This is a genomic window from Schaalia sp. lx-100, from assembly GCF_021083625.1.
Taxonomy (GTDB): domain Bacteria; phylum Actinomycetota; class Actinomycetes; order Actinomycetales; family Actinomycetaceae; genus Pauljensenia.
Map to the genome: position 1 here is coordinate 20,720 of NZ_JAJNRP010000003.1, position 25,963 is coordinate 46,682.

General features: G+C 51.0%; 22 protein-coding genes. 12 read left to right on the plus strand and 10 right to left on the minus strand.

Annotated elements, in window-relative coordinates:
- The first annotated feature begins 90 nt into the window (after window positions 1-90).
- The 5 genes from LRP54_RS02925 (at window position 91) to LRP54_RS02945 (ending at window position 5,965) form a co-directional block, all read left to right on the plus strand.
- On the plus strand, window positions 91-1,419 hold the full coding sequence (locus LRP54_RS02925) for a heme/hemin ABC transporter substrate-binding protein (RefSeq protein ID WP_231234904.1): 1,329 nt from the start codon (window positions 91-93) through the stop codon (window positions 1,417-1,419).
- Between the two features lie 8 nt (window positions 1,420-1,427).
- The gene (locus tag LRP54_RS02930) at window positions 1,428-2,468 is read left to right on the plus strand and encodes a FecCD family ABC transporter permease (protein ID WP_231234905.1); all 1,041 of its coding nucleotides are present in this window, start codon (window positions 1,428-1,430) and stop codon (window positions 2,466-2,468) included.
- Entirely contained in the window at window positions 2,468-3,325 is an 858-nt protein-coding gene (locus tag LRP54_RS02935; RefSeq protein WP_231234906.1) for a heme ABC transporter ATP-binding protein, read from the plus strand. Before LRP54_RS02930 ends, LRP54_RS02935 begins: the two co-directional genes overlap by 1 nt.
- Window positions 3,326-3,461: 136 nt before the next feature.
- Window positions 3,462-4,553, plus strand: coding sequence for a hypothetical protein (locus tag LRP54_RS02940; RefSeq protein ID WP_231234907.1), 1,092 nt, complete (start codon window positions 3,462-3,464; stop codon window positions 4,551-4,553).
- Entirely contained in the window at window positions 4,550-5,965 is a 1,416-nt protein-coding gene (locus tag LRP54_RS02945; protein ID WP_231234908.1) for a hypothetical protein, read from the plus strand. Before LRP54_RS02940 ends, LRP54_RS02945 begins: the two co-directional genes overlap by 4 nt.
- Before the next feature lie 89 nt (window positions 5,966-6,054).
- On the opposite strand, the gene LRP54_RS02950 is transcribed toward LRP54_RS02945, so the two are convergent.
- The 7 genes from LRP54_RS02950 to LRP54_RS02980 all read right to left on the minus strand — a co-directional run bounded on the left by LRP54_RS02950 (window position 6,055) and on the right by LRP54_RS02980 (window position 13,690).
- Window positions 6,055-7,116 carry an NAD(P)H-dependent glycerol-3-phosphate dehydrogenase gene (locus tag LRP54_RS02950; RefSeq protein WP_231204214.1) on the minus strand — a complete coding sequence of 354 codons (1,062 nt, stop codon included), beginning with the start codon at window positions 7,114-7,116 and terminating at the stop codon, window positions 6,055-6,057.
- 48 nt (window positions 7,117-7,164) lie between these two features.
- The gene (locus tag LRP54_RS02955; RefSeq protein WP_442984585.1) at window positions 7,165-7,866 is read right to left on the minus strand and encodes an L-ribulose-5-phosphate 4-epimerase; all 702 of its coding nucleotides are present in this window, start codon (window positions 7,864-7,866) and stop codon (window positions 7,165-7,167) included.
- Entirely contained in the window at window positions 7,863-9,584 is a 1,722-nt protein-coding gene (locus LRP54_RS02960) for a ribulokinase (protein ID WP_231234909.1), read from the minus strand. The genes LRP54_RS02955 and LRP54_RS02960 overlap by 4 nt, the downstream gene beginning before the upstream one ends.
- A 39-nt stretch (window positions 9,585-9,623) precedes the next feature.
- On the minus strand, window positions 9,624-10,991 hold the full coding sequence (locus tag LRP54_RS02965; RefSeq protein ID WP_231204218.1) for a sn-glycerol-1-phosphate dehydrogenase: 1,368 nt from the start codon (window positions 10,989-10,991) through the stop codon (window positions 9,624-9,626).
- A gap of 139 nt (window positions 10,992-11,130) precedes the next feature.
- Entirely contained in the window at window positions 11,131-11,979 is an 849-nt protein-coding gene (locus LRP54_RS02970) for an HAD-IIA family hydrolase (RefSeq protein ID WP_231204220.1), read from the minus strand.
- An 83-nt stretch (window positions 11,980-12,062) separates the two neighbouring features.
- Window positions 12,063-13,133 (minus strand): hypothetical protein, encoded by a 1,071-nt coding sequence (locus LRP54_RS02975; RefSeq protein WP_231234910.1) that lies wholly within the window; start codon window positions 13,131-13,133, stop codon window positions 12,063-12,065.
- A gap of 101 nt (window positions 13,134-13,234) precedes the next feature.
- The gene (locus LRP54_RS02980) at window positions 13,235-13,690 is read right to left on the minus strand and encodes a ribose-5-phosphate isomerase (protein WP_231234911.1); all 456 of its coding nucleotides are present in this window, start codon (window positions 13,688-13,690) and stop codon (window positions 13,235-13,237) included.
- A 789-nt stretch (window positions 13,691-14,479) separates the two neighbouring features.
- On the opposite strand from LRP54_RS02980, the gene LRP54_RS02985 reads away from it, so the two are divergent.
- Window positions 14,480-16,036 (plus strand): FGGY-family carbohydrate kinase, encoded by a 1,557-nt coding sequence (locus LRP54_RS02985; RefSeq protein WP_231234912.1) that lies wholly within the window; start codon window positions 14,480-14,482, stop codon window positions 16,034-16,036.
- A gap of 134 nt (window positions 16,037-16,170) precedes the next feature.
- Here LRP54_RS02985 and LRP54_RS02990 read toward each other — a convergent pair whose 3' ends face one another.
- A complete protein-coding gene (locus LRP54_RS02990) occupies window positions 16,171-17,010 on the minus strand; it encodes a DeoR/GlpR family DNA-binding transcription regulator (protein ID WP_231204228.1) in 840 nt (279 codons plus the stop codon).
- Between the two features lie 212 nt (window positions 17,011-17,222).
- On the opposite strand from LRP54_RS02990, the gene rsmI reads away from it, so the two are divergent.
- From rsmI to LRP54_RS03015, 5 genes are all read left to right on the plus strand, one after another.
- Window positions 17,223-18,086, plus strand: coding sequence for a 16S rRNA (cytidine(1402)-2'-O)-methyltransferase (gene rsmI / locus LRP54_RS02995; RefSeq protein WP_231204230.1), 864 nt, complete (start codon window positions 17,223-17,225; stop codon window positions 18,084-18,086).
- Window positions 18,087-18,225: 139 nt separating this feature from the next.
- Window positions 18,226-19,686 carry an amino acid permease gene (locus LRP54_RS03000; protein ID WP_231234913.1) on the plus strand — a complete coding sequence of 487 codons (1,461 nt, stop codon included), beginning with the start codon at window positions 18,226-18,228 and terminating at the stop codon, window positions 19,684-19,686.
- Between the two features lie 165 nt (window positions 19,687-19,851).
- Window positions 19,852-20,802: a metal ABC transporter substrate-binding protein gene (locus LRP54_RS03005; RefSeq protein WP_231234914.1), complete on the plus strand. Its 951-nt coding sequence runs from the start codon at window positions 19,852-19,854 to the stop codon at window positions 20,800-20,802.
- Between the two features lie 38 nt (window positions 20,803-20,840).
- Window positions 20,841-21,572, plus strand: coding sequence for a metal ABC transporter ATP-binding protein (locus LRP54_RS03010; protein ID WP_231204236.1), 732 nt, complete (start codon window positions 20,841-20,843; stop codon window positions 21,570-21,572).
- 88 nt (window positions 21,573-21,660) lie between these two features.
- The gene (locus LRP54_RS03015) at window positions 21,661-22,557 is read left to right on the plus strand and encodes a metal ABC transporter permease (RefSeq protein ID WP_231234915.1); all 897 of its coding nucleotides are present in this window, start codon (window positions 21,661-21,663) and stop codon (window positions 22,555-22,557) included.
- 93 nt (window positions 22,558-22,650) lie between these two features.
- Here LRP54_RS03015 and LRP54_RS03020 read toward each other — a convergent pair whose 3' ends face one another.
- Entirely contained in the window at window positions 22,651-23,229 is a 579-nt protein-coding gene (locus LRP54_RS03020) for an isochorismatase family protein (RefSeq protein WP_231235089.1), read from the minus strand.
- A gap of 155 nt (window positions 23,230-23,384) precedes the next feature.
- Between LRP54_RS03020 and metG the strand changes: the two genes are divergently transcribed.
- Entirely contained in the window at window positions 23,385-25,226 is a 1,842-nt protein-coding gene (gene metG, locus LRP54_RS03025) for a methionine--tRNA ligase (protein ID WP_231204240.1), read from the plus strand.
- A 109-nt stretch (window positions 25,227-25,335) separates the two neighbouring features.
- On the opposite strand, the gene LRP54_RS03030 is transcribed toward metG, so the two are convergent.
- Window positions 25,336-25,899: a hypothetical protein gene (locus LRP54_RS03030; RefSeq protein WP_231234916.1), complete on the minus strand. Its 564-nt coding sequence runs from the start codon at window positions 25,897-25,899 to the stop codon at window positions 25,336-25,338.
- Between the last annotated feature and the right edge of the window lie 64 nt (window positions 25,900-25,963).

Here is a 25,963-nt window from a genome sequence, read left to right on the forward strand (position 1 = left end):
TCACGCACCACCCGCAGGAGCACCCTCCCGAAACTATGGAATCCTCGCCGCTCACTTAGGCCTTCCGCTCCGCATAAGCATCTGAGATACATGACGAACTTTTTGCAACGATTCAGCGCACACCGCCCCGCTGCCCCTTCCTTTTACACGGGGATACTCTGTGTTCTACTCGTATGCGTACCCGCTCTGGCAGGGTGCGCCAATATCGGTACTCTCAACGAAAACTACACCTCACAGTGCCAGAACATTCCTGCCTCCGAAGAAGCACGCATTCCTGTCCTTCCCCGTCCCGATCAACTCATCGCAGAACCAGCCCACTATCACGGCCCCACCACCGCTCGCACAGCAACACATGGGATAGTGCCAATCAGCGACAACCCGCTTCAATACCAAAAACTTCCCGTACACGTTGAATCCTCCGATGGGCCTATGCAGGAAATACGTGATACCACTCGGATTCTTGCCCTCAACCAAAACGGAGGCCTCGCTGCGGCCGTTGCTGCCCTAGGTTTTGGATGCTCCCTTATCGGCAAAGACACCTCAACAAACTTTCCCGGAACAGAACACCTGCCGCTGGTGACTAAAAACGGGCACGAACTGGACGCAGAATCCATCCTTGCTCTGCGCCCTACACTCATCATTACCGACACAACCGTTGGCCCCTACGACGTGCAACTTCAACTACGCCAATCAGGAATCCCCGTGGTGATGATACCCCATTCCTTCCACGAAGGAATCCAAGGAGTCGCCCCTCAAATCCGCGCGGTCGCGGCAGCCCTAGGAGTACCTGAACTAGGAGAACGGCTCGCACAACGTACCGATGAAGAAATAGCACGAACCGTTCAAACCATCGGAAAACTTGCCCCCACTGACCCTGCGAAAAAACCCCGCATTGTTTTCCTCTACGTTCGAGGAAAAAGCACCTACTACTGGTTCGGAGAAGGCTCAGGAGCAGATTCTCTTATCCGCGCCATTAGCGCCGTAGATGTCGCAGAAGAAGTAGGACTCAAAGGCATGGTACCAACAAATTCTGAAGCCCTGATACGTGCCCAGCCTGACATCATTATCGCCATGACAAAAGGACTGGAATCAGCCGGAGGACTGGAAGGATTTGTTACCCTCCCCGGAGTCGCCCAAACGCCAGCAGGACAAAACCGCCGCATCGTGGATATGAGCGACTACGAAGTGATGAGCTTTGGCCCACGGACAGCTGAAGTGATTGCCGCCCTCGCAACAGCCATATACGCGCCCGAAGCCGCAGAAGAAATACAGCGTGAAGCCTCCAAACCTGCTGCTGATTCTGACTCCTCAAACTCTGTATCTTCCGGCGCTACCTTCCCTTCCGCCCCCGGCTACGGCACGTACAATGCGCACTCTGCTCAGTCAGACTCGACCTCCACCGATGGAAAAGCGAGGTGAGGATGCTGATGAAAAAACGAATACCCCCCGCTTTTCTTGCCCTACTTCTTATCGTTGGCCTGTGCTGCGCGGTAGGAATCTCCGCAGTATATGGGCAGCTTATTATTCCAGCACGCGAAGTAGCAGGGAGCATCCTGCACACCCTGGGAATCCACTGGCTTCCAGAACCCTCCCACCCTTTCGGTAACGAAGCCCTATGGAACGTCCGCTTTCCACGTATCGCCATGGCCGTGATAGTTGGAGCCGCGCTCGCAGTTGCCGGAGCAATCATGCAGGGAATCTTCGGTAACCCTCTGGCAGAACCCGGGACCGTAGGAGTTTCCTCAGGCGCTGCCGTGGGAGCCTCATCCTCCATTGTTTTCGGATGGAACTTTCTTGGTGCCATGACGACACCTACCATTGCTTTTATCTGTGGTTTCGTCACAACAATGGGAGTCTATTTCCTCGCACGACACCACGGCCGTACTGAGGTGATTACACTCATTTTGACCGGTGTCGCGGTGAACGCTATCGCCGGAGCAATCATCTCGTTCATTGTTTTCCACGCGCCTACACATGCCAGAGAACAGATTGTTTTCTGGCAGATGGGAAGCCTCAACGGGAGTCTTTGGGAGCAAGTAGCAATCATTGCGCCCCTAGGAATTGTGGCTATCTGCGCCTCATTTTTTCTGGCCCGTCAATTGGACCTTCTCTCACTGGGAGAAAAAGCCGCAAGACACCTAGGAGTCAATGTTGAGATGCTGCGCCTGAGCGCAATGGGACTCGTTGCGCTACTCGTATCCGCAGCCGTCGCATTTGTTGGGATCATTGCTTTCGTAGGCCTTGTCGTCCCACACCTTTTACGTCTCCTTGTTGGCCCCTCTCACCGGTATCTTCTTGCCCTATGCGCGTTAGGCGGAGCTTTCCTCCTTGTTGTTGCTGATTTTGCCTCACGCACGCTGATTACTTTCGCTGATCTGCCAATCGGTATGCTCACCTCGCTGGTGGGCGGGCCTTTCTTCTTCTATCTTTTACGGCGTTCACGTACACGTTCAGGAGGGTGGGCCTGATGCTGAATCGACATCATCGCATCCCAGATACTCACCGTGTGGGGGAGCGCCTTGTTCGTGCGCGTCATCTGGAAGTGGAAATCGCTGGGAAACGCATTATTCACGACATTAACATTGACCTTTACGCGGGGGAAGTAGTTGCTCTTGTCGGTCCTAACGGCGCGGGAAAATCAACACTCCTTGCCGCACTCAGCGCAGATCTGCCTTTGAGTCGTGGGGAAGTGCTGATAAATGAGAGGGAAATATCTCGGTGGAATACGACTGAACTTGCTATGCGTCGCGCTGTTCTCCTGCAAAATATCGGTATTTCTTTCCCCTTCACCGTGGAAGAAGTGGTACGCATGGGGCGTTCTCCCTGGGCGGGAACACCAGCGGAAACACAAGACGAATTAATCGTCTCAGCCGCTATGCGTATGACCCAAGTGGAAGAACTACGTGAACGTTCCTACACCACTTTATCTGGGGGAGAAAAAGGCCGAGTAGCCTTCGCGCGAGTCCTATCGCAAGCAACACCACTCCTCTTTCTTGACGAGGCTACTGCAGCTATGGACATCCGCCATCAGGAAATGGTGATGGGAATTGCCAGAGACTACGCGCGCCAAGGGGGAGGCGTTCTTCTTGTCGTCCACTCCCTCGATGTTGCTGCAGCCTACGCCGACCGTATTATCCTCATGAAAGACGGCACTATCGTCGAAGAAGGAAAACCCCGAGACGTGCTGAAAGCTGAAACTTTGAGCACAGTGTATTCTCACCCGATCAGAGTTATAGAAGACCCTGACACCGCAAATCTCCTGATTATTCCTCAACGTCCTTTTTCGCCACTGTCCCCTAGCGATCATTCACCCAGCCACCACTGAAGGAGCACAACAAGTGAAAACCATGTATTCGCCTCGCCAGAAAGGAATGAGGACTCTCATAATTTCAGGGCTGGTAACTATGAGCACACTGCTCGGGCTTTTCTTCATGCCAGCTTCAGCGCACGCCGGAGGCCGGGTGAGCTACAGCATCGCTTCAGGAACACTCGCTGCAGACGCCCCCAGCGTTTTAGAAATAGCAGGATCAGGCTTCCAATCCGTGAAAGGAGGATTTGGCGGTATCTACGTCTTTTTCGGATGGGTAGATGATCCTTACGGGATGAGCTGGTCACCCAGCAATGGGGGCCTTACCGGCGTGAACTATCGCTACGCTTACGACGACGAAACCAACCCCGCAGGCTACCAGCTTTTTGTTGCTTTCCCGGGTTCTTCTACCTCTTTTGCAGCCAACGGCGGCCAGATTAATGCTGATGGAACCTGGAACGGTCAGCTCACGATTCCAGGAGCACAGTTCACCACCTACGATCGTTCAGGAAATGCCTCGCAGGTTGATTGCACCCAAGTTCAATGCGGAATCATTACAATCGGAGCACACGGACAAAAGAACGCCCATAATGAGAGTTTCACTCCCGTGAATTTCTCTACTTCCACCGCGCCCGCTCCCGCAGCGGCCCCCGGGGTTTCTCATGATACGACTACAGGAAATAACACTCAGAACACTACGGCAGAAAATAAAGAGAACACGAACGAGCCTCTTAAAGAAACCCCAGATAATGAGAGCAATATTTCTGAAGAAGACACAACTGGAGAGTCTGCCTCGCTCCCTGAGGACACCACGATAAGGAGAACAACGGCAACAAAGGACGCGGGAACTCCTTATGTGCAGGTGAGTGAAGATAATCGAGTCTCCACGTGGCTTCTTATTTTTTCCGCAGTAATTGCCGCTGCCACTCTTGTCTTTTTCGCCATAGGGACGGGCGCTTATCTGGCAATAAAAACTCTTATCGTGGGGATATCCCCTCAAGCTGCTCAGCGCGAGGAAGAACGCCGTAAAGTACGCGAGGAAAAACGTGAACAGCGCCCATCCCGCCGCAGCTACCGTCGCAGAGAATTAGAGAATGAGTCTGCTCCTTCGCTGTCTTTACCTCGAAGCAGTCAAGCGGAAGAAACCCGTGTCCTCCCCGCGTTAGAAGAAGTAAAAGACACGCACGCGCAGGCAGGGACAATGCCCAGCTTCTTCACAGATCAGGTGAAAGGAAAAGGGGAATGATTGAGGCAATGACACATGCTGTGAAGAAAGCCTGCTACATCTGTGCCGCCGCCATTCTGCTGGCTGGAAGCGGGTGGCTGCTCGCTCCTGCTCACGCTGAGGAAACACCTGCTCCTTCGGATGAGCAGGGGAGTAGTACTCCTCTTGAAGGCGTAAAAATACGGTGGGGAATGAATGACGAAAGTTCTTCAGCCTCTTTCAACCCGGGGACGTGCAATTTCCTGTCTGCGGGCACATCTGGAAGCAAAGGAAGCTCCGCGGTATGGACAGAAGCCGACGGTTTATACTCCTCACAAGACGGTCATGTTCGCATCGTTAAAGCGGATAGCAACGGCGGATGGACACAGGCTTCTTGGGCAACGCGTTGCCTTGACCGTAACGGTCGTCAAGTTGGCCTACAACCGATCGGGTGGACCACTCAGAGTGAGGTAGAAATATCTGAAGGAAAAGGTGAAGTCCGAAGTGACGGTTCTTTACGTGTGTCATGGACAGGAAGCTGGACGGTTGTTTACTACGGAGGAATGACCTACTGGAGTGCTAAAAACCCTGTTTTAACCTTGGATGCGCAGGGGAATGGGACACTTCGAGCAGTGGCATCAGGGTACGGAGCTGATCGGGAAAACACGCAGGAATGGAAAGCCATTCCTGAACAAGAAATCACTTTGGCGCAGCTACGTGGAGTTGATATGAGTGCTGCTCGCCGTGCGGGTGGTTTCAGCCATACTCCAGAATACGTGGGGGTTGCTATCCGCACGCCGAACGGAAGTGAAGCTCAGGCTCCTCGTACTGAACAAAACAAGGATTTTTGGGGATCTTTTCCTCAAGATTTTGTGGATTTTCAAGGGCTGACGGGGCAAGGATCCTACTGGTATTCTTCAAATGGTCAGCGTGACCGCGCGAAAGTTGCCTCCCCTGTGAATGTGTCATTTTCTTCCGCCTTTACCCTGCCTCCAGCGCAGAATGAGGGAAATCTGAGCGCACCTCAACCAAAAGATGAAGCGGATCCAGCCCAGTCAGCTCCTCCTGTTCCGCCGTCTGAAACTATTCCTTCCGATGCTCAGATGAAAGAAAACGAAGGAGCAGCGCACAATCCTCCCAACAACGCAGAGGCACGGAGCCAGAATTTTCGTCAGAACAAAGAAAAACCCGTAAACCCTGCCCAACAATCTTCGCAGAAAACACGTAATGCGGAGGAAGCCCAGAGTGACAAAACTTTAGGTTCTGAAGAAGCGAAGAAAAAGAAAACCAGCGAACCTGCTCGGGAAAAAAGGAATGAGACTTCTGCGCTACGTGCTCCAGAGCCTTGGAAAGACACTCCGGGACGTATCGCCCTTGGAGCAGGTACTCTGAGTGTAGCCTCAGCTTTGCCTGTATTGCTTGGAGTGCTGGTGAAACGCCGTCTTGCCTTGTAAGAAAATTCTGAACCGACGAAACTTTCGCACAGAAAGCATCACTGCGGGAAAGCTGACAGGCTATTGTGAGCAGAGACGGACGAATACTTTTACTTCACGGTGCGGAAAAATTTGTCCCACGGCACATCAAGTGGGGCATCTTGTGCCACTACCGAATAAAGGAAACGACAGAGCGGATACTCGTCTTCACCAATTATTCCGCGTTCAGTGAGCGGCCCCAGAGCCTGACCAATCACCTGAATCGCCGCAACACCTTCAAGAGTGACACCTTTCATGTAGCGTTCTTTCACCTCAGAGAAAGGAATACCTTCACCAACAAAAGCTCCTGCTTTGACGTTACGCCCACCCATCGAGGTCACGAACATGTCGCCAACCCCTCCTAAACCGTCAGCGGTATGTGGATTGCCGCCCATGAGTTCAATAAACGAACGTAACTCCATTTGACCTTGAGCGAATATGGCGGCTCCGTAGTTGTACATAACGTAACGGTCATTTTCTTTCCCCGCTTTGCGCAGGAGCCCCTGAGCAAAACCAGCAGCGAAAGCGTACACGTTCTTTGTTGCCGCACCAGTTTCATGGCCTACGAAATCTGTGGAAGTCCACACATGGTAGTAATCTGTGCGGAAAAGGTCAGCAAGATACTCCACATCCTCAGCATGACGGCCACAAAAAACCACGCAAGTATCGTGATGAACAGCCAGTTCACCGGCAATTGAAGGACCAACAATTGCATTCCACGAAATCTGGTCAGCAAGGTGAGGATCAAAATAGGAACGAATAACATCAGGCAAAATATGAAGCGTCCCATCTTCGTCGGCACGCATCCCCTTAGTGACACACAAGAGTTTCTGGCCGGGTTTCATGAAGGAGGCTAGCTGCTGACCGGCCCACTCAATGCCAAAAGAATTCACGCCGCACATCACAACATCAGCATCAGCGATAACATGAGCGGCATCTTCAAGCTGGAAGGCTGTGACACCCTCATTCACGTGAAGGCCAAGATCTGGGTGAATTCCACTTTTTTGAATTGAATCAATAATTTCCCGATCAAGGAAAGTGCCGATCAGACGGACCTCATTCCCGTTCTCTGAGGCTGGGAACGAAAGAGCCGTAGCCATGATGCCGGTTCCGAGAACAGCTATTTTTGCCATTGTTGTCCTTTCAACATGCGGCGGCCCTTGGAGCCTGTTTCAATAATCTCAATGCTGACCATATACCTTCTGGTAGCGTTCATAGAGCGTATCAGTGTGTTTTTGAGCAACAGGAATCGGGGTTCCTAACTGTTCAGCGATTGCGACAGTTCGTGCAACTTCCTCCACCATGACAGCGGCTTTCACTGCTGCCTCGCCATTTTTCCCTATGGTGAAAGGGCCATGATTAGCCATGAGCACGGCAGGGGAACGTGAATCTTTCAGAGTCTCAACGATGCCGCGCCCAATAGAATCATCACCAATAATTGCGAAAGGCCCTACGGGAACTTCACCGCCAAATTCGTCGCTCATCATTGTGAGTACACATGGAATTGGACGATGGGCAGCGGCGAAAGCTGTGGCATATGTGGAATGAGTATGCACAATGCCACCTACTTTACTCATATGACGATAAACGTAGGCGTGGGCCGCTGTGTCAGAAGATGGTGAAAGCTCGGAAGGCGTGCCGTCATCAATTTTTTCTCCATCACATGTGCAAACGACCATTGTTTCTGCGCACAGCTCATCGTAACGCACACCTGAAGGTTTGATAACAAAAAGATCAGTGCCTTCCACTCGTTCGGAAACATTTCCGGCTGTCCACACGACAAGGTTATTGGCGGGTAACTCGCCGTGGAGACGAGCTACCCGTTCCCTTGTTGCGTGGACGCGTTCCTGAATATCTTCAGGTAATTCGCTAAGCCGGATCACTTCACGTCCTGAGCCTCATCGGGGTTTTCGGCTTCAGATTCAGCAACCGCACGGTCCCGGAATATGCGAGCGCGAATATCTTTGAGGCGATGCATAGGTGATTCTCCCTGTGTGTAGCGCCCAAAGTAATCGTGTAGTTCCTTGTAGATCGCGTAGATTTCATCGTATTTAGCTGAATCTTCAAGGTGAGGCGTGTACGCATTTTTCTGTACGTGAGCCATTGCGTCGGCAGCAGAGAAAATGTCAGGGTAAATTCCGGCTGCGACGGCCGCAAAAATTGCTGAACCGAGCGCTCCAGCTTGATCTGAGGTGGAAATAGTGACTGGGCGACGAGTAACAGTGGAAAGGAGCTGCATGTAGAACTTATTTTTCAGCAGACCACCTGCAGCAACGATTTCATCGACTTTGATACCGTGCTTCTCGAAGTTGTCAATGATGACTCGACAACCGAAAGCTGTTGCTTCAAGTAAAGAACGGTAGATTTCTTCAGGACGTGTCGTAAGCGTTTGGCCCATTGTCAGGCCGGATAAACGCGCGTCTGCAAGGATAGATCGGTTACCATTGTGCCAATCGAGGGACACAAGCCCGTGTTCGCCTACTTCTTGGTCTTTTGCGAGTTCAACAAGGAGCTGGTGGACTGAGATGCCTTTCGCATCAGCTTCGTCCTTGTAGCTTTGGGGTACACAGTTGTCAACGAACCAAGCGAAGATATCACCTACAGCCGTTTGACCGCCTTCAAAACCCCAGTAGCCATCTACAGCGCCACCGTCAACGATTCCGAAAACTCCGGGACAGTCACTGTATTTTTCACTGTTCAAAACGTAACAGCAGGAAGTGCCAAGAATGGCAGTGAGCTGTGCGGGACGAACAGCATTCACACCAGCTACTACGACGTGGGCATCAATGTTTCCGGCTGCGACGGCGATACCTTCAGGTAATCCCATCAGATCAGCAAATTCTTTGTTCAGACCGCCGACTTTACCGCCGAGAGGCACAATCGGGTAGTTCATTTTGTCGGTGAACATTGTGCCAAAGCCCGGTTTGACGGCTTCAAGGTACTCGTAGGAAGGGAAAGCACCGTCTTGGAGCATGCGCTTGTAACCTGAATCGCCGGCGGCACCTGTGAGACGGCCAGTCATTTTCCATGTGAGCCAGTCCAAGAGGTTGACGATGTAATCGGTTGCCTCGTAAACATCGGGCGCCATTTCAAATACTTCGAGAACTTTAGGTAAAAGCAGTTCGGAGGAAAGTACGCCACCGTAGCGTGAAAGCCAGTCTTCGCGGCGAGCCTGAGCTACTTGGACTAGGCGGTTTGCTTGGTCTTGTGCGCCGTGGTGTTTCCACAGTTTAACGTAGGCGTGAATATTGTTTTCAAAACCGGGTTTTTCGCACAGGGGTGTTCCTTCTTTATCTGTGAAGAACACGGTTGCTGAGGTCGCGTCTACGCCAATGCCGACGATATCTTTAGCGTCAATTCCGGCATCTTTTATTGCTGCGGGCACGGATTCGCGGAGTACTTTGATGTAGTCAGCGGGGTTTTGTAAAGCAAATTCGGGGGGAAGCTGCTGGTTGTCGCCAGCAGTGAGGGTGCGGTCCATCACGCCGTGAGGGTATTCGGTGACGTGAGTGCCTACCTGCTCTCCATTTGCGGCATCAACAATGACGGCGCGGCCGGAGAGGGTACCAAAATCAATACCGATGAGGTATTTCTTGGACATTGTTATCTCCTTTGCAAAAAGTAAATGGGTGCGTTGAAATCAGGCTTCTGGGTGGCGGTGCTGTCCCCAGAAACCGTCCTTGGAGAACAGGTGTTCAATGATCTTGTCGTAAATACCTAAATCAACCAGAATGTCAAAGACCGTGTAACGGTCACGGATCATTTGGGCTTTGATGTGGGTTTCACGGAAACGATCCCAGTCGATTTTGATGAGTTCAGGGTGGTAGGGTGCTCCCACGGCTTTGAGGCGTGCCATGACATCAGATGGAGACATGAGTTGTGCTTTGCAGCGTTCACGCAGTTCGGGCCATTTTTCTTTGAGAAGGTTGATTCGGTCAACGAGTTCTTCGCCTTCGATGCGTTTTGTGAGGCTGTGGCGTAATGCTTCGTCTTGCATACGAGGTTGCAGGAGGGATCGTACTTGAGTTTCGATTTCTTCTGGTGTTTTTACGCTGGCAAGAGCATGTTCAATATCGAAGTCGTCGGCTTCCATTGCGAGGAATTCTTCCCAGATGGCACATGAGGCGATTGTGCCGATTCCGACCTTAAAGCCGTGAGAGAGCGGTGGTTCCCAATCTAAACCGTGGCCTTCCATTTCCCACGTGTGGGAGAATTGGTGGCCTGCACCTGAAGCTGAACGTGAGGACTGGCCGGCTTGCATAGCCAGACCTGACATGAGATTGCCTTCCATGAGGTTTTCGATGCTCTTTTTGTCGCCTTGAGCAATGGCTTCAGGGTCAGCTAAAGAATCACGCAGAGGCCCTTGCACCATATTCCACACGTATTCGTTGATGGCTTCGATACCTAAAGCGTCTGCGAGTATCCAGTCAGCTCCGGCGGGTATTTTTTCAATGAGGTCGCCGTATCCGGTAGCGATGAGGCGTTGAGGTGAATTGCATACGACCTCTGTGTCAGCGATAAGGCCGGCGGGCGCTGGGCATGAACGAGTGATTTTGAAACCGTCGCGCGCAATCGAGGCGCCAAAAGCTGCGAAGCCATCTACTGAGGGAGCAGTACAGACATTCATGTATTCGCGTCCGAGTTCACCGGAAGCGAGTTTGGCGATGTCGTTGAGGGATCCTGAACCGATTGAACATACGATTGCCTTCTCAAAGGGACGGATGTATTCGCGTAGGATTTCGACGTTTTCGTAGCCTGCGTACAGGGTGGGTGTGCCGGGGAAAATGTAGGGTTCGTCAGCGAATTCCACATTTGCGGCTTGAAGGGATTGAATAACTGCTTCGCCTGTTGCGGCAAAAGTGTTGCCATCAGCGACTAGGAGTACTTGTGCGCCTGGGAATAGTTTGGCAAATAGGGTACCGGTTTGTTTTGTTACGTTATCACCGAAGATGATGTCGCGGGTTTCGGTTGCGGTGGTGAGTGCTTTCTCAATTAATTCACTCGACATTTGTGTATCTTTCTTCTTTGCTGGGTGTGTGAAATGTGTTTATTGAATTGGGGTGCTGTGTGGGAGGCTTGGCTTTTCCTGTTGCGGTGGTAGCTGCGGCAGGAAAAGGCGAGGCATGTTTCATGTGGCGCGTGCTGTTTTAGTTATCGCTGTCTTTCCAGCCCCACTGGTCGCGGATTTGCTGAGGAATAAGATGATCGATCCGGTCGAGAACGTAGGTTGGTTGCTGGGATTTGTCTAGCGCTTCGGCTTCTTCGAGAGTGGAGTCTCCTGTGAGTAAAAGGCAGGAGTACATTCCTGTTTTTATTGCCATACCAATGTCGGTGGTGAGCCGGTCACCCACCATGATGCAACGGGCAGGATCAACATTGAGGCCATCAATAGCTGCTGAGAGCATAATGGGTTCAGGTTTTCCCATGTTGGCTGTGAGTGTGGTGCCGGTGCATCCGGTGATGGCTCCGACGATTGCTGCCGCGTCGGGTTCTCCGCGTCCTCCGGGGAATGGGCAGTAACGGTCGGGGTTGGTTGTGATGAGGAATGCGCGTTTGTGGTACCAGATAGCATCGAAGGCGATCTGGAGTTTACGGTAATCGAAAGTGCGGTCGTAGGAGGCGATAACGATGTCGATTTCTTGCGGGTTTTCGCTTATTTTGATTCCTGCGTCGCGTAGGGCCTTTTTGAGGGGTTCTTCGCTGATGGGGAAAACGGTAGCGTTTGGGTGGTGTGCTGTAAGCCAGCGCACGGTGGTTACTACGGTGTTAGCTATTTCGTTGATTGGTGTGGGGATGCCGAGTTTTTTGAGTTTGTCGACGTAAAGTTCGGGATCTTTGGTGGGGTTATTTGAGAGGAAACGTACGGGCCTACCGAGTTCACGTAGCCCTTCAATGAGGCGTTTGGCACCGGGGAGCAGGTCGTCCCCGAGGTAGATCGTGCCATCCATATCAAAGATGTATGCGTCGTATAGCTCAGTAGGAGCCGTACGTTTCATCGTCTCAACCTTTCTGTGTGTGAGTGGAAATGGGTGCTGTCATTTTGTAGGGAAAGCTCTGGTATCAGAGCAAAGGATCGGGTTTAGGCAAAGAGGGCAGCTAAGCTGACGACCGCGGTGTTACATATCCAGATGGCGGCAGCTGGTGGATCAATGTGTGAGGTGCCGCGTGAGTGCCATATGCGTGCGAAGCATTCGCCGGCGAACATGGTGACGACACCGGCAATTGCTGAGATCACAAGCGTGATGAGTACTGCGCTTTCGTTTGCGTGGAACCATGCGCCAAGTCCTTCGGTGGCGGTGAAGGATCCGCCGACGATGGGGAAGAACTGTATGGCAGCAAGGCCAGCAATATTTGTTGCGTGGTGTTGAACCGGCATGTTGCGGTTGGTGATGAGGAAAAGGATGATAACGGCTGAAATACCGAAAGCGAAGGTGTTTGCTGAGGATATGGCAACTGAGCCGTCGAGTCCGCGTGCGGTGAGTGAGCTAGAAACCATTGAGGCGAGTACTAAGGAAACCGCGCCAGCTGCTGTGCCGAAGGAAAGGCCGATTGCGCTGAGTTGTCCTGGTTTTTCTTGCCAACGTAGCCATTGTGAGCCGAAGTCGTCGCTTGGAGCAATCTTTTGCGCGAAAGTTCCTGAGCGGCCTTTGAGGTTGTGGAGTGAACCTTTGAAAAGGCCTTTCCCGGGCAGGCCGCCGAATAGGAGGCGAGCAGTAATACCGGAAAGGAGGACGGTGAGGGCAATGGAGTCGGTGTGAGAGCCAAACCAGGGGATGTAGGTGATGGCGATTTGAACGATGTGTCCGCCTGCACCAAAAAGTGCGCCTACCCAGAGCACGCTGGGTTTGCCTAGGCCAGCGAGAGGGGAGTTCACATCTTTGCCGTTATCCATGTGGCCTTTGTAGGCGGCGTAAATGGCTGCGGCGACACCGCCAGCAAAGACGATGTGGGGACCCATGAATGGGCCGAATGCAATGTAGTCGAGGCTGAAGGTGCTGCCGGTGGCCACGACGATACCCCATGATGCGAGTACGACGAAGCCTGTGAGGATGAAACCGTAGTTAGCGCCGATTGAGGCACCGAAAGCACCTCCGGCTAATGCTACGAGTAATCCGATACAGAATACTGTGAGCGAGGTTGTTAACATCATTGTTCCTTAATCTCTGGTGATTGCGGGTGTGCCGCATGTGATCTGAAAATGAGATTGTGTGTTCGTTGTGCAGCTTTGCACGTGGTGTGGGAAAGAAGTTTTCAGTCTTCGTATGCGCACAAAATGTCTACGTTGGTTTTTGAATGTGATGAGGGGTCGAATGTGTATCCGAGGAATTCGCCTGCGAGTCGGCGGGCGAGTTCAAGGCCGATGACGCGCTGGCCAAGGCAGAGTATTTGAGCGTTATTTGACAGGACAAGGCGTTCAACAGAGAAGGAATCGTGGGCTGTTGAGGCGCGAATACCTTTGACTTTGTTGGCTGACATGGCTACGCCCATACCTGTGCCGCAGACGAAAATTCCGCGGTCGGCTTCGCCGTCGGCAATTTTACGGGCTGCTGTGACTGCGATGTGCGGGTATTCCTTTGTGTCGTCGGAAGCAAGTACGCCGGCGTCAATAACTTCATCGACGCGAGGGTCGCTTTCTAGGTCTTTTTTGATGGCTTCTTTGTAGTCAAAACCTGCAAAGTCTGAGGCCACTACAATTCGATACCCCATGGTTTGTCCCTTCCTTGCGACATGTGTGTGATCTGTGTACCGCGCTGAGTGGTTTACTTCCTCCTGCGGATTGAAATTAACATATATCATGTTAAGAACATCGTGCAAGCTGTTTCTTATTTTTTCAAGGCAGGGATGTGTGTGCGATTCAAGGATTCTTTTCTTATTGTGCTACTTTGATATAGATATTGTTAAACTGTAAATTATGAGCAATCCTCACTAGAATTATTGGACGTTTATTATTCTAGAATGTAATCTAGCTCATAGTTTTATTGTATAGATTTTTATGTGAAGTCTGTGAATTTCTCCGGATTTCTTCGTGTTAGTTGTGAAAATGTGAAAAATTTTTGTGAGGCTCTGAAATTTTTGTTCACCTAATCCTCCGCTGTGAAATTAGGGATTATCAGGTGGGAATATTCGGTAAAAATCGCTAAAATTCAAAGAAAAATCATGTTTTTTGCAGATTCTTGCATGCGAAAAATTTGCTGTCTAATAGGGTTTTACTTCGTGCTCTCGGCGCATAAGTCTTTGTTTCAAAGCATGAATCTCAACTTATTATCAATTGACACTGTTAAATTTATCAGTCATGATGTGATTTCGAGACGTTGTTGTTTCACGTGAGTCAGATATGTGAACAGGCTCAGCACAGCTTCAAGACGGTGAACCTCCACCTGAAAGTTTCGTGAGCACGTGCAAAAGCCAAACGAGCTCAGCACTGAGTGCAGAAAGCCTTGAGCTTTTCTTGCACGCAGACCTTTATCAATACCTGACAACTCAAGGGAGAGTCACATGCATAACACCGAAGGACCATACCTGCTTGGCATTGATTTCGGTACAGAATCATGCCGCGTCGCTATTTGTGACCTTAATGGTCATCCCCTCACTTTTGCTGCCACTGCTTATCGCACCTACTACCCTCGTCCAGGCTGGGCCGAACAAAAGCCTGAAGACTGGTGGCAAGCACTCCAAGCATCCACTCACAAAGCACTTGCTGCAGCAGGAATCCCTACCTCATCAATTGCAGGAATCTCCTATGACGCCACCACATTGACGATGGTTGTCATGGATGAAAAAGGTGAAGAACTGTGCCCCGCCATCATGTGGATGGACGTGCGCGCCACCGAACAAGCCAAACGCGCTGAGCAATCTGAATCAGTTGCCCGCCTATATAACGGAGGCGGCACTTCCCCTGCAATCGCTGAATGGCTTCCCTTCAAAGCTGCATGGCTACGTGAAAATAAGCCAGAAATCTGGGCAAAAGCCGCTCATATCGTTGATGCCCCAGACTGGGTGACCTACAAGCTCACCGGCGAATGGACAATTAACATTAACTCTGCTGCTCACCGCATGTACTACAACCGCGATCGCGGCGGTTGGCCAGTAGATTTCTACGAAACCATTGGGTGCGGTGACATTTTCGACAAACTTCCCGCACGTGTTGAGGATATCGGCCGACAGATCGGTACCCTCGGCCTTATTCCAGCACAGTTACTTGGGTTGCGTCCGGGTATTCCGGTTGCTCAAGGTCCAGCAGACGCATGGGCTGGTCAGATCGGTCTTGGCGTACTCAACCCTGGTTCAGCAGCACTAATCACTGGTTCCTCCCATGTGCTTTCAGCTCAATCAGCCACAGAAATCCATGGCAAGGGCTTCTTTGGTGCTTACACTGATGGTGTTGTTCCTGGTCAATACACTGTTGAAGGTGGCGGAGTATCCACAGGTTCAGTACTCAAATGGTTCAAAGATAACTTTGCTGCTGATCTTGTCGCCGCGGCAGAAAAAGTCGGCTTGAATCCTTACAAAGTACTTGACGAACAGGCTGCGAATATTCCTCCTGGCTGTGATGGTCTGGTCATCAATGAATACTTCCAAGGCAACCGCACACCATATTCAGATTCTCGGGCACGCGGAATTATTTCGGGCCTTTCCCTCATGCACACTCCAGCGCATATCTACCGTGCCATCATGGAAGCAGTATGCTACGGAACCGCGCACAATATTAAGGCTATGGAAGCAGCTGGATTCTCCATCAACAAGATGGTGGCCTGCGGTGGCGCAACAAAGAGCCGCGACTGGATTCAGATGCACGCTGATGTTTCCGGTGTGCCTATCAGCCTTACTGAGGTGGGTGACGCTGTTGCTTTGGGTACCTGTATGGCAGCAGCGGTAGGCGCAGGTTTCTACAGCGATCTGCAAGAAGCCGCTCAGCATATGGTTCACGAAATTGATGTGCTTGAACCAAATCAAGAGCTACACGAGGAATACCAGTTCTTCCTTGGACGCTACATGGATAACTACGCTGCACTCCAAGAATCAATTCATAAGACAGTAGACCATTTGGCCTGACCTGAGTTCTGCGTATTTTTCACTGAGGGGATCACTTGATGCCTCTCATATGCGGGAAAGACGTAAGCACTGAGAAAAAATAATGGGGGAGGGGATCGGGTTTTCCGGTTCCCTCCCTTATATTGCGACGCGCATTAACGTGCCACCAAAATATTGACTTTTTCTTTTTCAAGTGTGGCAATGATTTTCTCTGGTGTGTGCGCATCAATGACAACATGCGTAAATTCTTGAAGCGTGGCGAACTCATAGAGTGCGCGTCGAGTAAATTTCGTGTGATCGACGAGGAGAATCTTATTTTCAGCGGAATCGAGCATAGCCCGTTTAATCTCAGCATTTTCCTGGTAAGGATGGAAACAAGAAAAACGAGAAATCCCCGATGTTGAAATCACACAAAAATCAGCATGAAGGGAACGAATGAAACCGGTAGCCGCATTTCCCATGAGTGCACGTGACCACGGCTGATATTCGCCACCTGTTACGACGAGCTTATTGGAATGGCTTTGAGCAACTTCAGAGGCTACAAGTAAGGAATTCGTGACCACGGTGATAGAAGCCTGATCGCCTAGAGCGCGAAGCAGCCACACTCCAGATGTGGAGTCGTCAAGCATCAGTGAACTACCTGCGGGGATGAGTGATACCGCGGCTGAAGCCACTGCTCGTTTGGCAGCCGAGGATTGTTCGAGGCGAAATTCAGCATCAGCTTCATGTAAGCCACTTGCTACCGCAACAACTTGGCCCCTGTGACGTTGAAGGATACCGCGTTCTTCCAAAATAGCAATATCACGATAGATCGTCATAAGGGATACGTCTGTCAGCTCTGCAAGGCGTTCCACGCTGGTCGTGCCGCCTTTAATTACAGCTTCAGCGATCATGAGTTGACGTGAGCGAGGGCCGTCCAGATGAGGGTTACCACCGCCTAATGGATTTTCATACACGGTGGCATCTTGTTCCTTCGCCGGTTTTTCTGATGTCATTATCCTCTCCCAACCGAAAATCGGTGTTGGGTACCTGCGCTCACTTGTACATATCTGAAAAGTGGTCGCCGCCTAAAAACGAATAACCACTTTCGTTTACGCGAGAGGTCGTTTGCAGTACAACGCGCCCTCACGAACTTCCCTCAGCTTATCAGTCTGAAAGAGCGGGGCAAAACGTGGAGCTCTTATGACATGCGTGGGACAATAAAACAATGAAAACGACGCAACAGGCGCGCAATTCTGCTGAAGGATACATCACCATTGCTGCTACACCTATTGGTGATATCGGTGACGCATCCCCCCGATTCGTACATGCGCTAGCGCAAGCAGATATTGTTGCTGCGGAAGACACCCGCCGCCTTTTAGCTTTAGCTCACCGGTTAGATGTACGAGTAGTCGGTTCCCTCATAAGCTTGCACGATCACAACGAGAAAGACCGCGCACATAGCCTTGTTGCTCAAGCGCAGAACGGTGCTCATGTTCTGCTTGTTTCTGATGCGGGAATGCCGACAGTATCTGACCCCGGATATCGAGTAGTCAGTGAAGCCGTGGAAGCAGGGGTGCGAGTCACAGCCTTGCCGGGTCCTTCGGCTCCCGTGACGGCTTTAGCTGTTTCTGGCCTGCCATCAGATCGTTTCAGTTTTGAGGGGTTCCTACCCCGTAAAGAAGGTGAAGCCCAACGTTTCCTTGACGGGCTCGCACGAGATTCTCATACGCTCATATTCTTTGAATCTCCGCGGCGACTCCACCAGAGCCTACAGAAGATGGCACAAGCTTTTGGCCCACAACGCCGAGCAGTGATCTGTCGTGAACTGACGAAAAGCCATGAAGAAATTATCCGAGGAGATCTGGAAAGCTTAATTGCGGCCACAGAAAATGACGTACTCGGTGAAATCACTATTGTTGTTGAGGGCTATCGTGGCATGGCTGATCCTGCAGATCATGTGGGCGCTGTTCTTGCCCTTGCTGCTGAAGGTATGCGACTGAAAGAGGCCGCAGGTCAGGTTGCTCAGGCTACGGGGGCAAGAAAAAATGACCTATATCAGGCGGCACTAGCGCATCGAGATTTGTCGTGAACAAAAGTGCTCATAGTGTACTGATAAGCGGAAATGCCATATTTTAGAACGAACAGCGCTACTGGAAAGCAATACTTCACAATAGGCAGGTGTGTCCCACATACGCATATGCGGACACAGTGAATACAAGGAGATTGGAATGCCTGACAGCGGCACGCCTGCAGAGCGTCATACATTGAAGCGCACATTGCGTACACGACATTTAACGATGATTGCTATCGGCGGTTCGATAGGCACTGGCCTTTTTGTTGCTTCCGGTGAAACTATCTCCACAGCCGGTCCTGGTGGCGCTCTGGTGGCTTACACCTTGATTGGTTTCATGGTGTACCTGCTGATGCAGTCTCTGGGTGAAATGGCGACATATTTACCAGTGGCTGGCTCTTTTGGGGAGTATGGGACACGTTTTATTAGCCCAAGTTTTGGTTTCGCTTTGGGGTGGAATTATTGGTTTAACTGGGCAATTACGGTGGCAGCAGAATTGTCAGCAGCGGCGCTTGTCATGAAATTCTGGTTTCCGGATACTCCCGGCTGGGTTTGGTCAGCGCTCTTTTTGGCAGTCCTTATTCTGTTGAATGCGCTGTCGGCGCGGGCCTACGGGGAAGGTGAATTCTGGTTTGCTTTTATTAAAGTAGTGACTGTTATTGTATTCCTTGTCCTCGGGTTGTTGGTGATCCTCGGTATTCTTGGTGGAGAATCACCGGGTTTCGTTCACTGGGTTGAAGGGGATGCGCCTTTTGTGGGCGGTGGAATGGGGATCCTCGCTATTTTTATGGTGGCGGGTTTCAGTTTCCAAGGGACTGAGCTTGTAGGGGTTGCCGCTGGTGAGGCTGATAATCCTTCTCAGACAGTGCCGCGAGCTATTCGTACGATTTTCTGGCGTATTTTGCTGTTCTATATTGGGACGATCGCTGTCATTGGTTTCTTGATTCCTTACGCTGATCAGAATTTGTTGAACTCTGAGATTTCAGATATTTCAGTGTCTCCTTTTACTTTGGTATTTCATCGTGCGGGGATTGCTGCTGCTGCGGCGGTGATGAACGCGGTGATTTTAACGTCGATTCTTTCTGCTGGTAATTCGGGTCTGTATGCTTCTACTCGCATGTTGTACGCTTTGGCTCAACGCGGTTCGGCGCCAGCGGTATTTGGCCGCACAAATAAGTACGGTGTTCCTGTTCTTGCTTTGGCTGCGACTGCGGCAATTGGTGCTATTTGTTTCATTTCCTCATTAATCGGTGATGGTGCGGCCTATACGTGGTTGGTGAATGCTTCAGGTTTGGCTGGCTTTATTACGTGGATGGGTATTGCTTGGTCGCATATGAAGTTCCGTCAGGCTTTGGCGGTTCAAGGTTTTGATGTTGCGCGTTTGCCTTATCGGGCGCGCTTGTATCCTGCGGGTCCGATTATTGCCTTGGTGATGTGTGCCATCGTGGTTGTGGGGCAGAACGTAGAGGCGTTGCTAGGAAATGCTGATATGACAGCTTTACTGTCCAGTTATATTGGTTTGCCATTGTTCTTATGCGTGTGGCTGATACATAAAGTTGTTACCCGACAGCCAAAGGTTGATCCAGCGCAGGCAGATTTAACCTCTGTTGGCCAGTAGAAATTAACGGACGTAGGTCCTTTATATCCCCTTTACAAGAGCGCGTGTTGCGTTGTTTTGTTAAGGGGATTGCTGTTTTTGGCCTATAGTCCCTGTTTTTAGGTGGCGTTTCCTGAAAAAAGTAGGTAATATTTCGGGTACCCGAAAAATTACGAAAGAGGTATCGTGCGTACATTTTCCCGCATCCGCGCAACCGTCGTGAGCACCATATCCATTGCAGCCCTTTTCCTTGCTGCATGCAGCTCAATAAATACAGCACCATCTGGCACACAAAGCGCCACACCCACAGGCGATAAACCAACAGTGGCCACCACATTCACAGTCCTCGCAGATATTGCACGCAACGTCGCTGGTGAATACTTGGACATTGTCTCTATCACCAAAGAAGGCGCAGAAATCCACGGATACGAACCCACACCGGGGGATATCGCAAAAGCCTCAAAAGCCCGCCTTGTCATCGACAACGGCCTTGGCCTTGAATTATGGTTTGAAAAATTTATCGCCGAAGCAGCCGTCCCACATATCGTGGCCTCTCAAGGAGTCCCCTCGATTCCTATTGCTGAAGATGCCGCTCAAGGGCACGACAACCCCCATGCCTGGATGTCACCAACGCACGTAAAAACCTACGTTGATAATATGGCGCGCGCATTTGCTGACATTGACCCAGAACACGCGCAGGCATACCGAAACAACGCTGAAACCTACAAAACAAAACTCGACAAAGTGCGCACAGACCTCATTGATACCCTCTCTGTTCTACCCGAAAACCAACGCGCATTAGTTACCTGTGAAGGCGCATTCAGCTACCTCGCAAAAGACGCAGGACTCACTGAAAAATACCTGTGGGCAGTAAACGCAGAAAACCAAGCAACCCCAGGGCAAATCGCCTCAGCCATTGAATTTGTGAAAGAACACAACATTCCCGCAGTATTTTGTGAATCAACCGTTTCAGACGCCCCCATGCAACAAGTCGTCGATGCCACCGACGCGCAATTTGGTGGAGTACTCTACGTCGATTCCCTCAGTGATAAAAATGGTCCGGTTCCTACCTACCTTGACCTGATTACACACGATGCTCAACTCATCGCTCACGCCCTTACCGGAGCAAAAAATTGACCCAGACAACGCCTACACAAGAGCACACAGCTCTAAAAGTGACACACCTATCTGTTGACTACGGTGACGTACACGCATTAGATGATGTCAATTTGACACTGCAATCTGGAAAGCTGTGTGCTCTTGTCGGTGTGAACGGGTCAGGTAAATCAACCCTCCTGAAATCCATACTCGGACTCGTCAAACCAACCACCGGAACAATAACCATCGGCGGTTTGAACCCAGCTCGAGCACGAGCTGCCGGAAGAATCGCTTACGTACCTCAAAACGAAGATGTCGATACCACCTTCCCCATCAGTGTCGAAGATATTGTGATTTCTGGTCGTCAAAGACATATGGGCTTCCTACGACGCCCCCGAAAAGCAGATAAAAACGCAGTCGATCAAGCAATAGAAATGGTCGGCCTAACAGACCTACGGCACCGACAAATTGGTGCCCTCTCTGGCGGCCAAAGAAAACGCGCTTTCGTTGCCCGAGGCATAGCGCAAGACGCGCAACTCCTACTCTTTGACGAGCCTTTCGCTGGAGTAGACCACGCTTCAGAACAAACAATCCGTACACTCATGCGCGGCTTGGCCACACGTAATAAAACACTGCTAGTAGCCACACATGACCTCGCGGGACTATCCACTTTCGCAGATGAAGCACTCCTGCTCGCCGGCAGAGTCCTCATCCACGACACTCCAGATATTGTCTGTACCCCAGAAATCCTCGCACAAGTTTTCGGAATCGTCGCTAACAAAAGCACGTCGAATTCCACAGAAAACTAAAAACTCAAGAAACGTCGATACGTGCTCTCACAATGGCTGCATGCAGCACCCCAAAAAACAGAGCACACGAAAAACGACGAGGAAAAGCATGCTCCACGCGATACTCATTGACTACATCATCGAACCTTTCAGCTACGGATTCATGACACGTGCCCTAGTAACTTCTATGGCCGCCGCACTGGTATGCGCCTTACTTTCATGCTGGCTCATACTGGTCGGATGGTCCCTTATGGGTGATGCTGTATCCCACGCCGTCTTACCTGGTGTTGTCTTGGCCTATATCCTTGGAATTCCTTTCGCCATCGGCGCTTTTATCTCGGGAGCCTTATCGGTGGCCCTCATCGGAATTGTTAAACAAAAAACACGCATCCGCGAAGATGCTGCAATAGGCATTGTCTTTACTATTTTCTTTGCGACAGGCCTGCTTCTTGTCTCTATCACACCCAGCCATGTTGACCTCACACACATTATTTTTGGCAACATCCTTGGTGTCCTCACAAAAGACATGATTCAAGTCATCATCCTCTCACTGGCTGTCGCAACAGTCCTGATTCTTTTGCGCAAAGACCTCATCCTCAACGCCTTCGACCCCGTTCATACTTTCGCAGTAGGACTTTCCCCTAAACGCCTCAACGCATTTCTCCTCGGTGCGCTCGCGGTGACAACAGTGGTTGCCTTACAAGTCGTCGGCGTCATCCTCGTCGTCGCCTTACTTATCATCCCAGGAGCAACTGCGCGCCTACTCACAGATCGTTTCGGACGGATGCTTGTCATCGCCCCAGTATTTTCCATCGCATGCACATTTATTGGAATACTCGTGAGCTACCACAAAGACGTTGCCTCAGGAGCCATGATCGTTATTGTCCACGGTATCGGATTTTGTATCGCGTGGCTGCTTTCCCCCAGAGTGGGCCTGTATCGAATAATGAAAAACCGTTCCCTCGCCCGCAAACGTATGAGGGAAACAGTATCCGCCACCTCGTAAAATGCAGGGGATACCCCAGTGAAATACCTGAAACATACCCTAAAGCGGCTTGGGCCTGCCTCCGTAATCTTCCCTGAAATGCGGCCACCCTGCTTACCAGCGAGCATCACACGAACGAACTAGCGCAACACCGCGCTCACACATAACACGAGAAGCTTTTTCCCCAAGCTCAGGGGTGACCGGAACCGTCAAATCAGAAAACACTCGCACAGAAAACCCATATTTCACCGCGTCACACGCAGTCTCACATATACAATGCGACTGAGCTAAACCAACAATATCCACATGAGTGACGCCTGCCCCAGTCAGCAGCGCATTCAAAGAAACCCCTTCATCATTCATCCCCTCAAACCCTGAATAAGCTGCGCCATAGTGACCTTTACGAATCGCCGCATCATATGCGAAACCCTGCAAAGCCGGATGAATACGCGCGTTCACTGTTCCCGCCTGCGCATGAGGCGGCCACGTATCCACATAATCTGGGGTCGCAGAAAAATGAGCACCCGGGTCAATATGCCAATCCTGTGTAGTGATGAGCAGGCGATAACGATCACGGTTCTTTTTAAGGAAATAGGCAATATCATCTGCGCATCTGTCGCCACCCAGAATAGGGAGTTCTCCGCCTTCGCAAAAAGTCGGCTGAACATCAACAATGATGAGCGCTCGTATCACCATGATCTCCTGACGTTGAACATAATTTCCCGGTAACGCTAACAAGTCACACCATAGCTGAATATCCGCAGCAACAAAAGAACACGAATGTGTCACACGTCCACGAAGCATAAGGATAAGCAAAGTCCCGAAGTAACATGACTAAACTACGCAGTATGAGTCGTATTCTTTCTGCAGTCGCCTGGCCTTACGCCAATGGCCCTCGTCATATCGGACATGTTGCTGGTTTCGGAGTGCCCTCAGACGTATTCTCACGCTACATGCGTATGGCCGGTCATGAAGTCCTCATGGTGTCAGGAACAGATGAACATGGCACCCCTATTTTGGTGGCTGCTGACGCTGAAGGTATTAGTGCGCGAGAACTCGCAGATCGTAACAACCGCCTCATCGTGGAGGACCTTGTTGCGCTCGGCTTGTCCTATGACCTTTTCACCCGTACAACTGCGGGAAACCACTATGCAGTCGTTCAAGAAATGTTCGAGGTCGTTCGAGACAACGGATACATGATTGAACAGGTCACCCGTGCAGCAATCTCGCCATCAACAGGGCGTACACTACCAGATCGCTACATTGAAGGCACATGCCCGATATGTTCAACACCGGGAGCACGAGGCGATCAATGCGATGCCTGCGGGAACCAACTTGACCCCACGGACCTTATTGACCCCCACTCACGTATTAACGGGGAAAAACCGCAATTTGTTGAGTCAACACACTGGTTCCTTGACTTACCTGCGTTAGCAGATGCCCTTTCCCACTGGTTGAATGATCGTGAGGATTCGGGAACATGGCGGCCAAATGTTATTAAATTCTCGCAGAACTTCCTCAACGATATACGCCCACGAGCAATGACACGTGACATCGACTGGGGTATCCCCGTCCCAGGATGGGAAGATCAACCCACAAAACGCTTGTACGTGTGGTTTGATGCCGTGATCGGTTATCTATCGGCCTCAATCGAATGGGCGCGCCGTCAAGGTGATCCACAAGCATGGCGGCAATGGTGGAATGATCCTGAAGCTTTGTCGTACTACTTCATGGGTAAAGACAACATTGTGTTCCACAGTCAGATTTGGCCTGCTGAATTACTGGGATACAACGGTCAAGGCTCAAAGGAAGGCCAGCCAAAAGACCTGGGCGTACTCAACTTGCCAACAGAGGTTGTCTCCAGTGAGTTCCTGACGATGGAAGGGAAAAAATTCTCATCTTCCCATGGCATCGTGATTTATGTGCGCGATTTTCTTCAACGCTATCAGGCTGATGCGCTGCGTTATTTCATCAGTGCAGCAGGGCCTGAAACCTCCGACGCTGACTTTACATGGGCAGAGTTTGTGCGACGCACGAATGGTGAACTTGTTGCAGGCTGGGGTAACCTCGTCAATCGGACAGCCTCAATGATTCACAAAAAGTGTGGTGCTATTCCCGAGCCTGGTCCGCTCCAAGAAATTGATGAGGCTTTGCTGGCGGCTATTGAATCCGGTTTCGCTGAGGTGGGGGATCTGATTCGTCATCACCGTCAAAAAGCTGCTTTAGGTGCGGCTATGCGTCTTGTGGCGGAAACAAATAAATACATCACAGAAACAGAGCCTTTCAAGCTGAAAGCCCCTGAGCAGCAGGAGCGTTTACGTACAGTTTTGTGGGTTCTTGCTCAAGCTGTATCTGACCTGAATACGATGCTCAGCCCATTCTTACCTCATGCCGCAAATGCGATTGACAGCATCATGGGGGGCGCGGGCGATATTGCACCTATGCCTCGGATTGAAGAAGTAGCAGAACTTGATCCTGATGTGCTGCCTGAAGATTTCCGTGGACGCGCAGGTTACCCGATTATTACCGGTGATTATGAAGGTTTCCCAACGTGGGAACGTCATCCTGTGGTGGTGGGGCGCGAAATTGGTAAGCCTTCGCCGGTATTCGTCAAACTTGATGAGTCAATTATTGAGGAAGAACTGGCTCGTTATGCCGATATGCTTCCTGACGATGTGACAGGCGCATAAAACCTAGGCTATAGGCCTAAAACGTAGCCCCGATCATAACCTGCAGGTGAGGTGAAGATCGGGGTGCGTGCTATGCGGTTCGCATGTGCTCAGCGGGCGGAACCACTCATTACTTTTTTCTGGTTCCTATGATAAGGGCCGCGAGAATCAGAGTCAGGCCCACCGCAGCAATCGCGCAGATTAAAGCGAAAACTACGTCAATGTACCCGATGAATGCGCAGAAGATGAGTAGCAGACCAATGATGATGACGAGGGAAGCCCACAAAAACTGGCCTATACGAATCCCTCGTGCTTCGCTTTCTGTGTGTTGTGCGAGGTCTTGTGGTGTGACAAAGCGAGGATAGGCCGCAGAAACCGTTTCGGTTGTCGGCGCAGCAGTCTGAGGGGCATCTGACTCTTGTAGTCGAAAGGAATCGGGTGTATCGCTCCCGTTGTTTTTAGGTGCGGCAGTGTCTGAAGAATCCTGCGCTTTATCAATGGTAGGGGTATGTTCCTCAAGGATGCTGGTTTCAGCGGTGTCACTGTTTTCTGGCTGCAAGAGAAGCGATGATGGTAGCGAGGAAGCATTATGGGGGCTTTTATCCTGCGTGTGGGTATGAGAATGTTCCTCCTGTCCTGCAGGCGTTGATGTGTTCAAAGTTTCGGTTTCACTATCGCGTGTGTGCTGAGGCATAAGGGTGTTTTCCTTGTTATCAAGTATTTTTATGGCTGATGTGAGCTTGTCAGGCTGAGCGTTC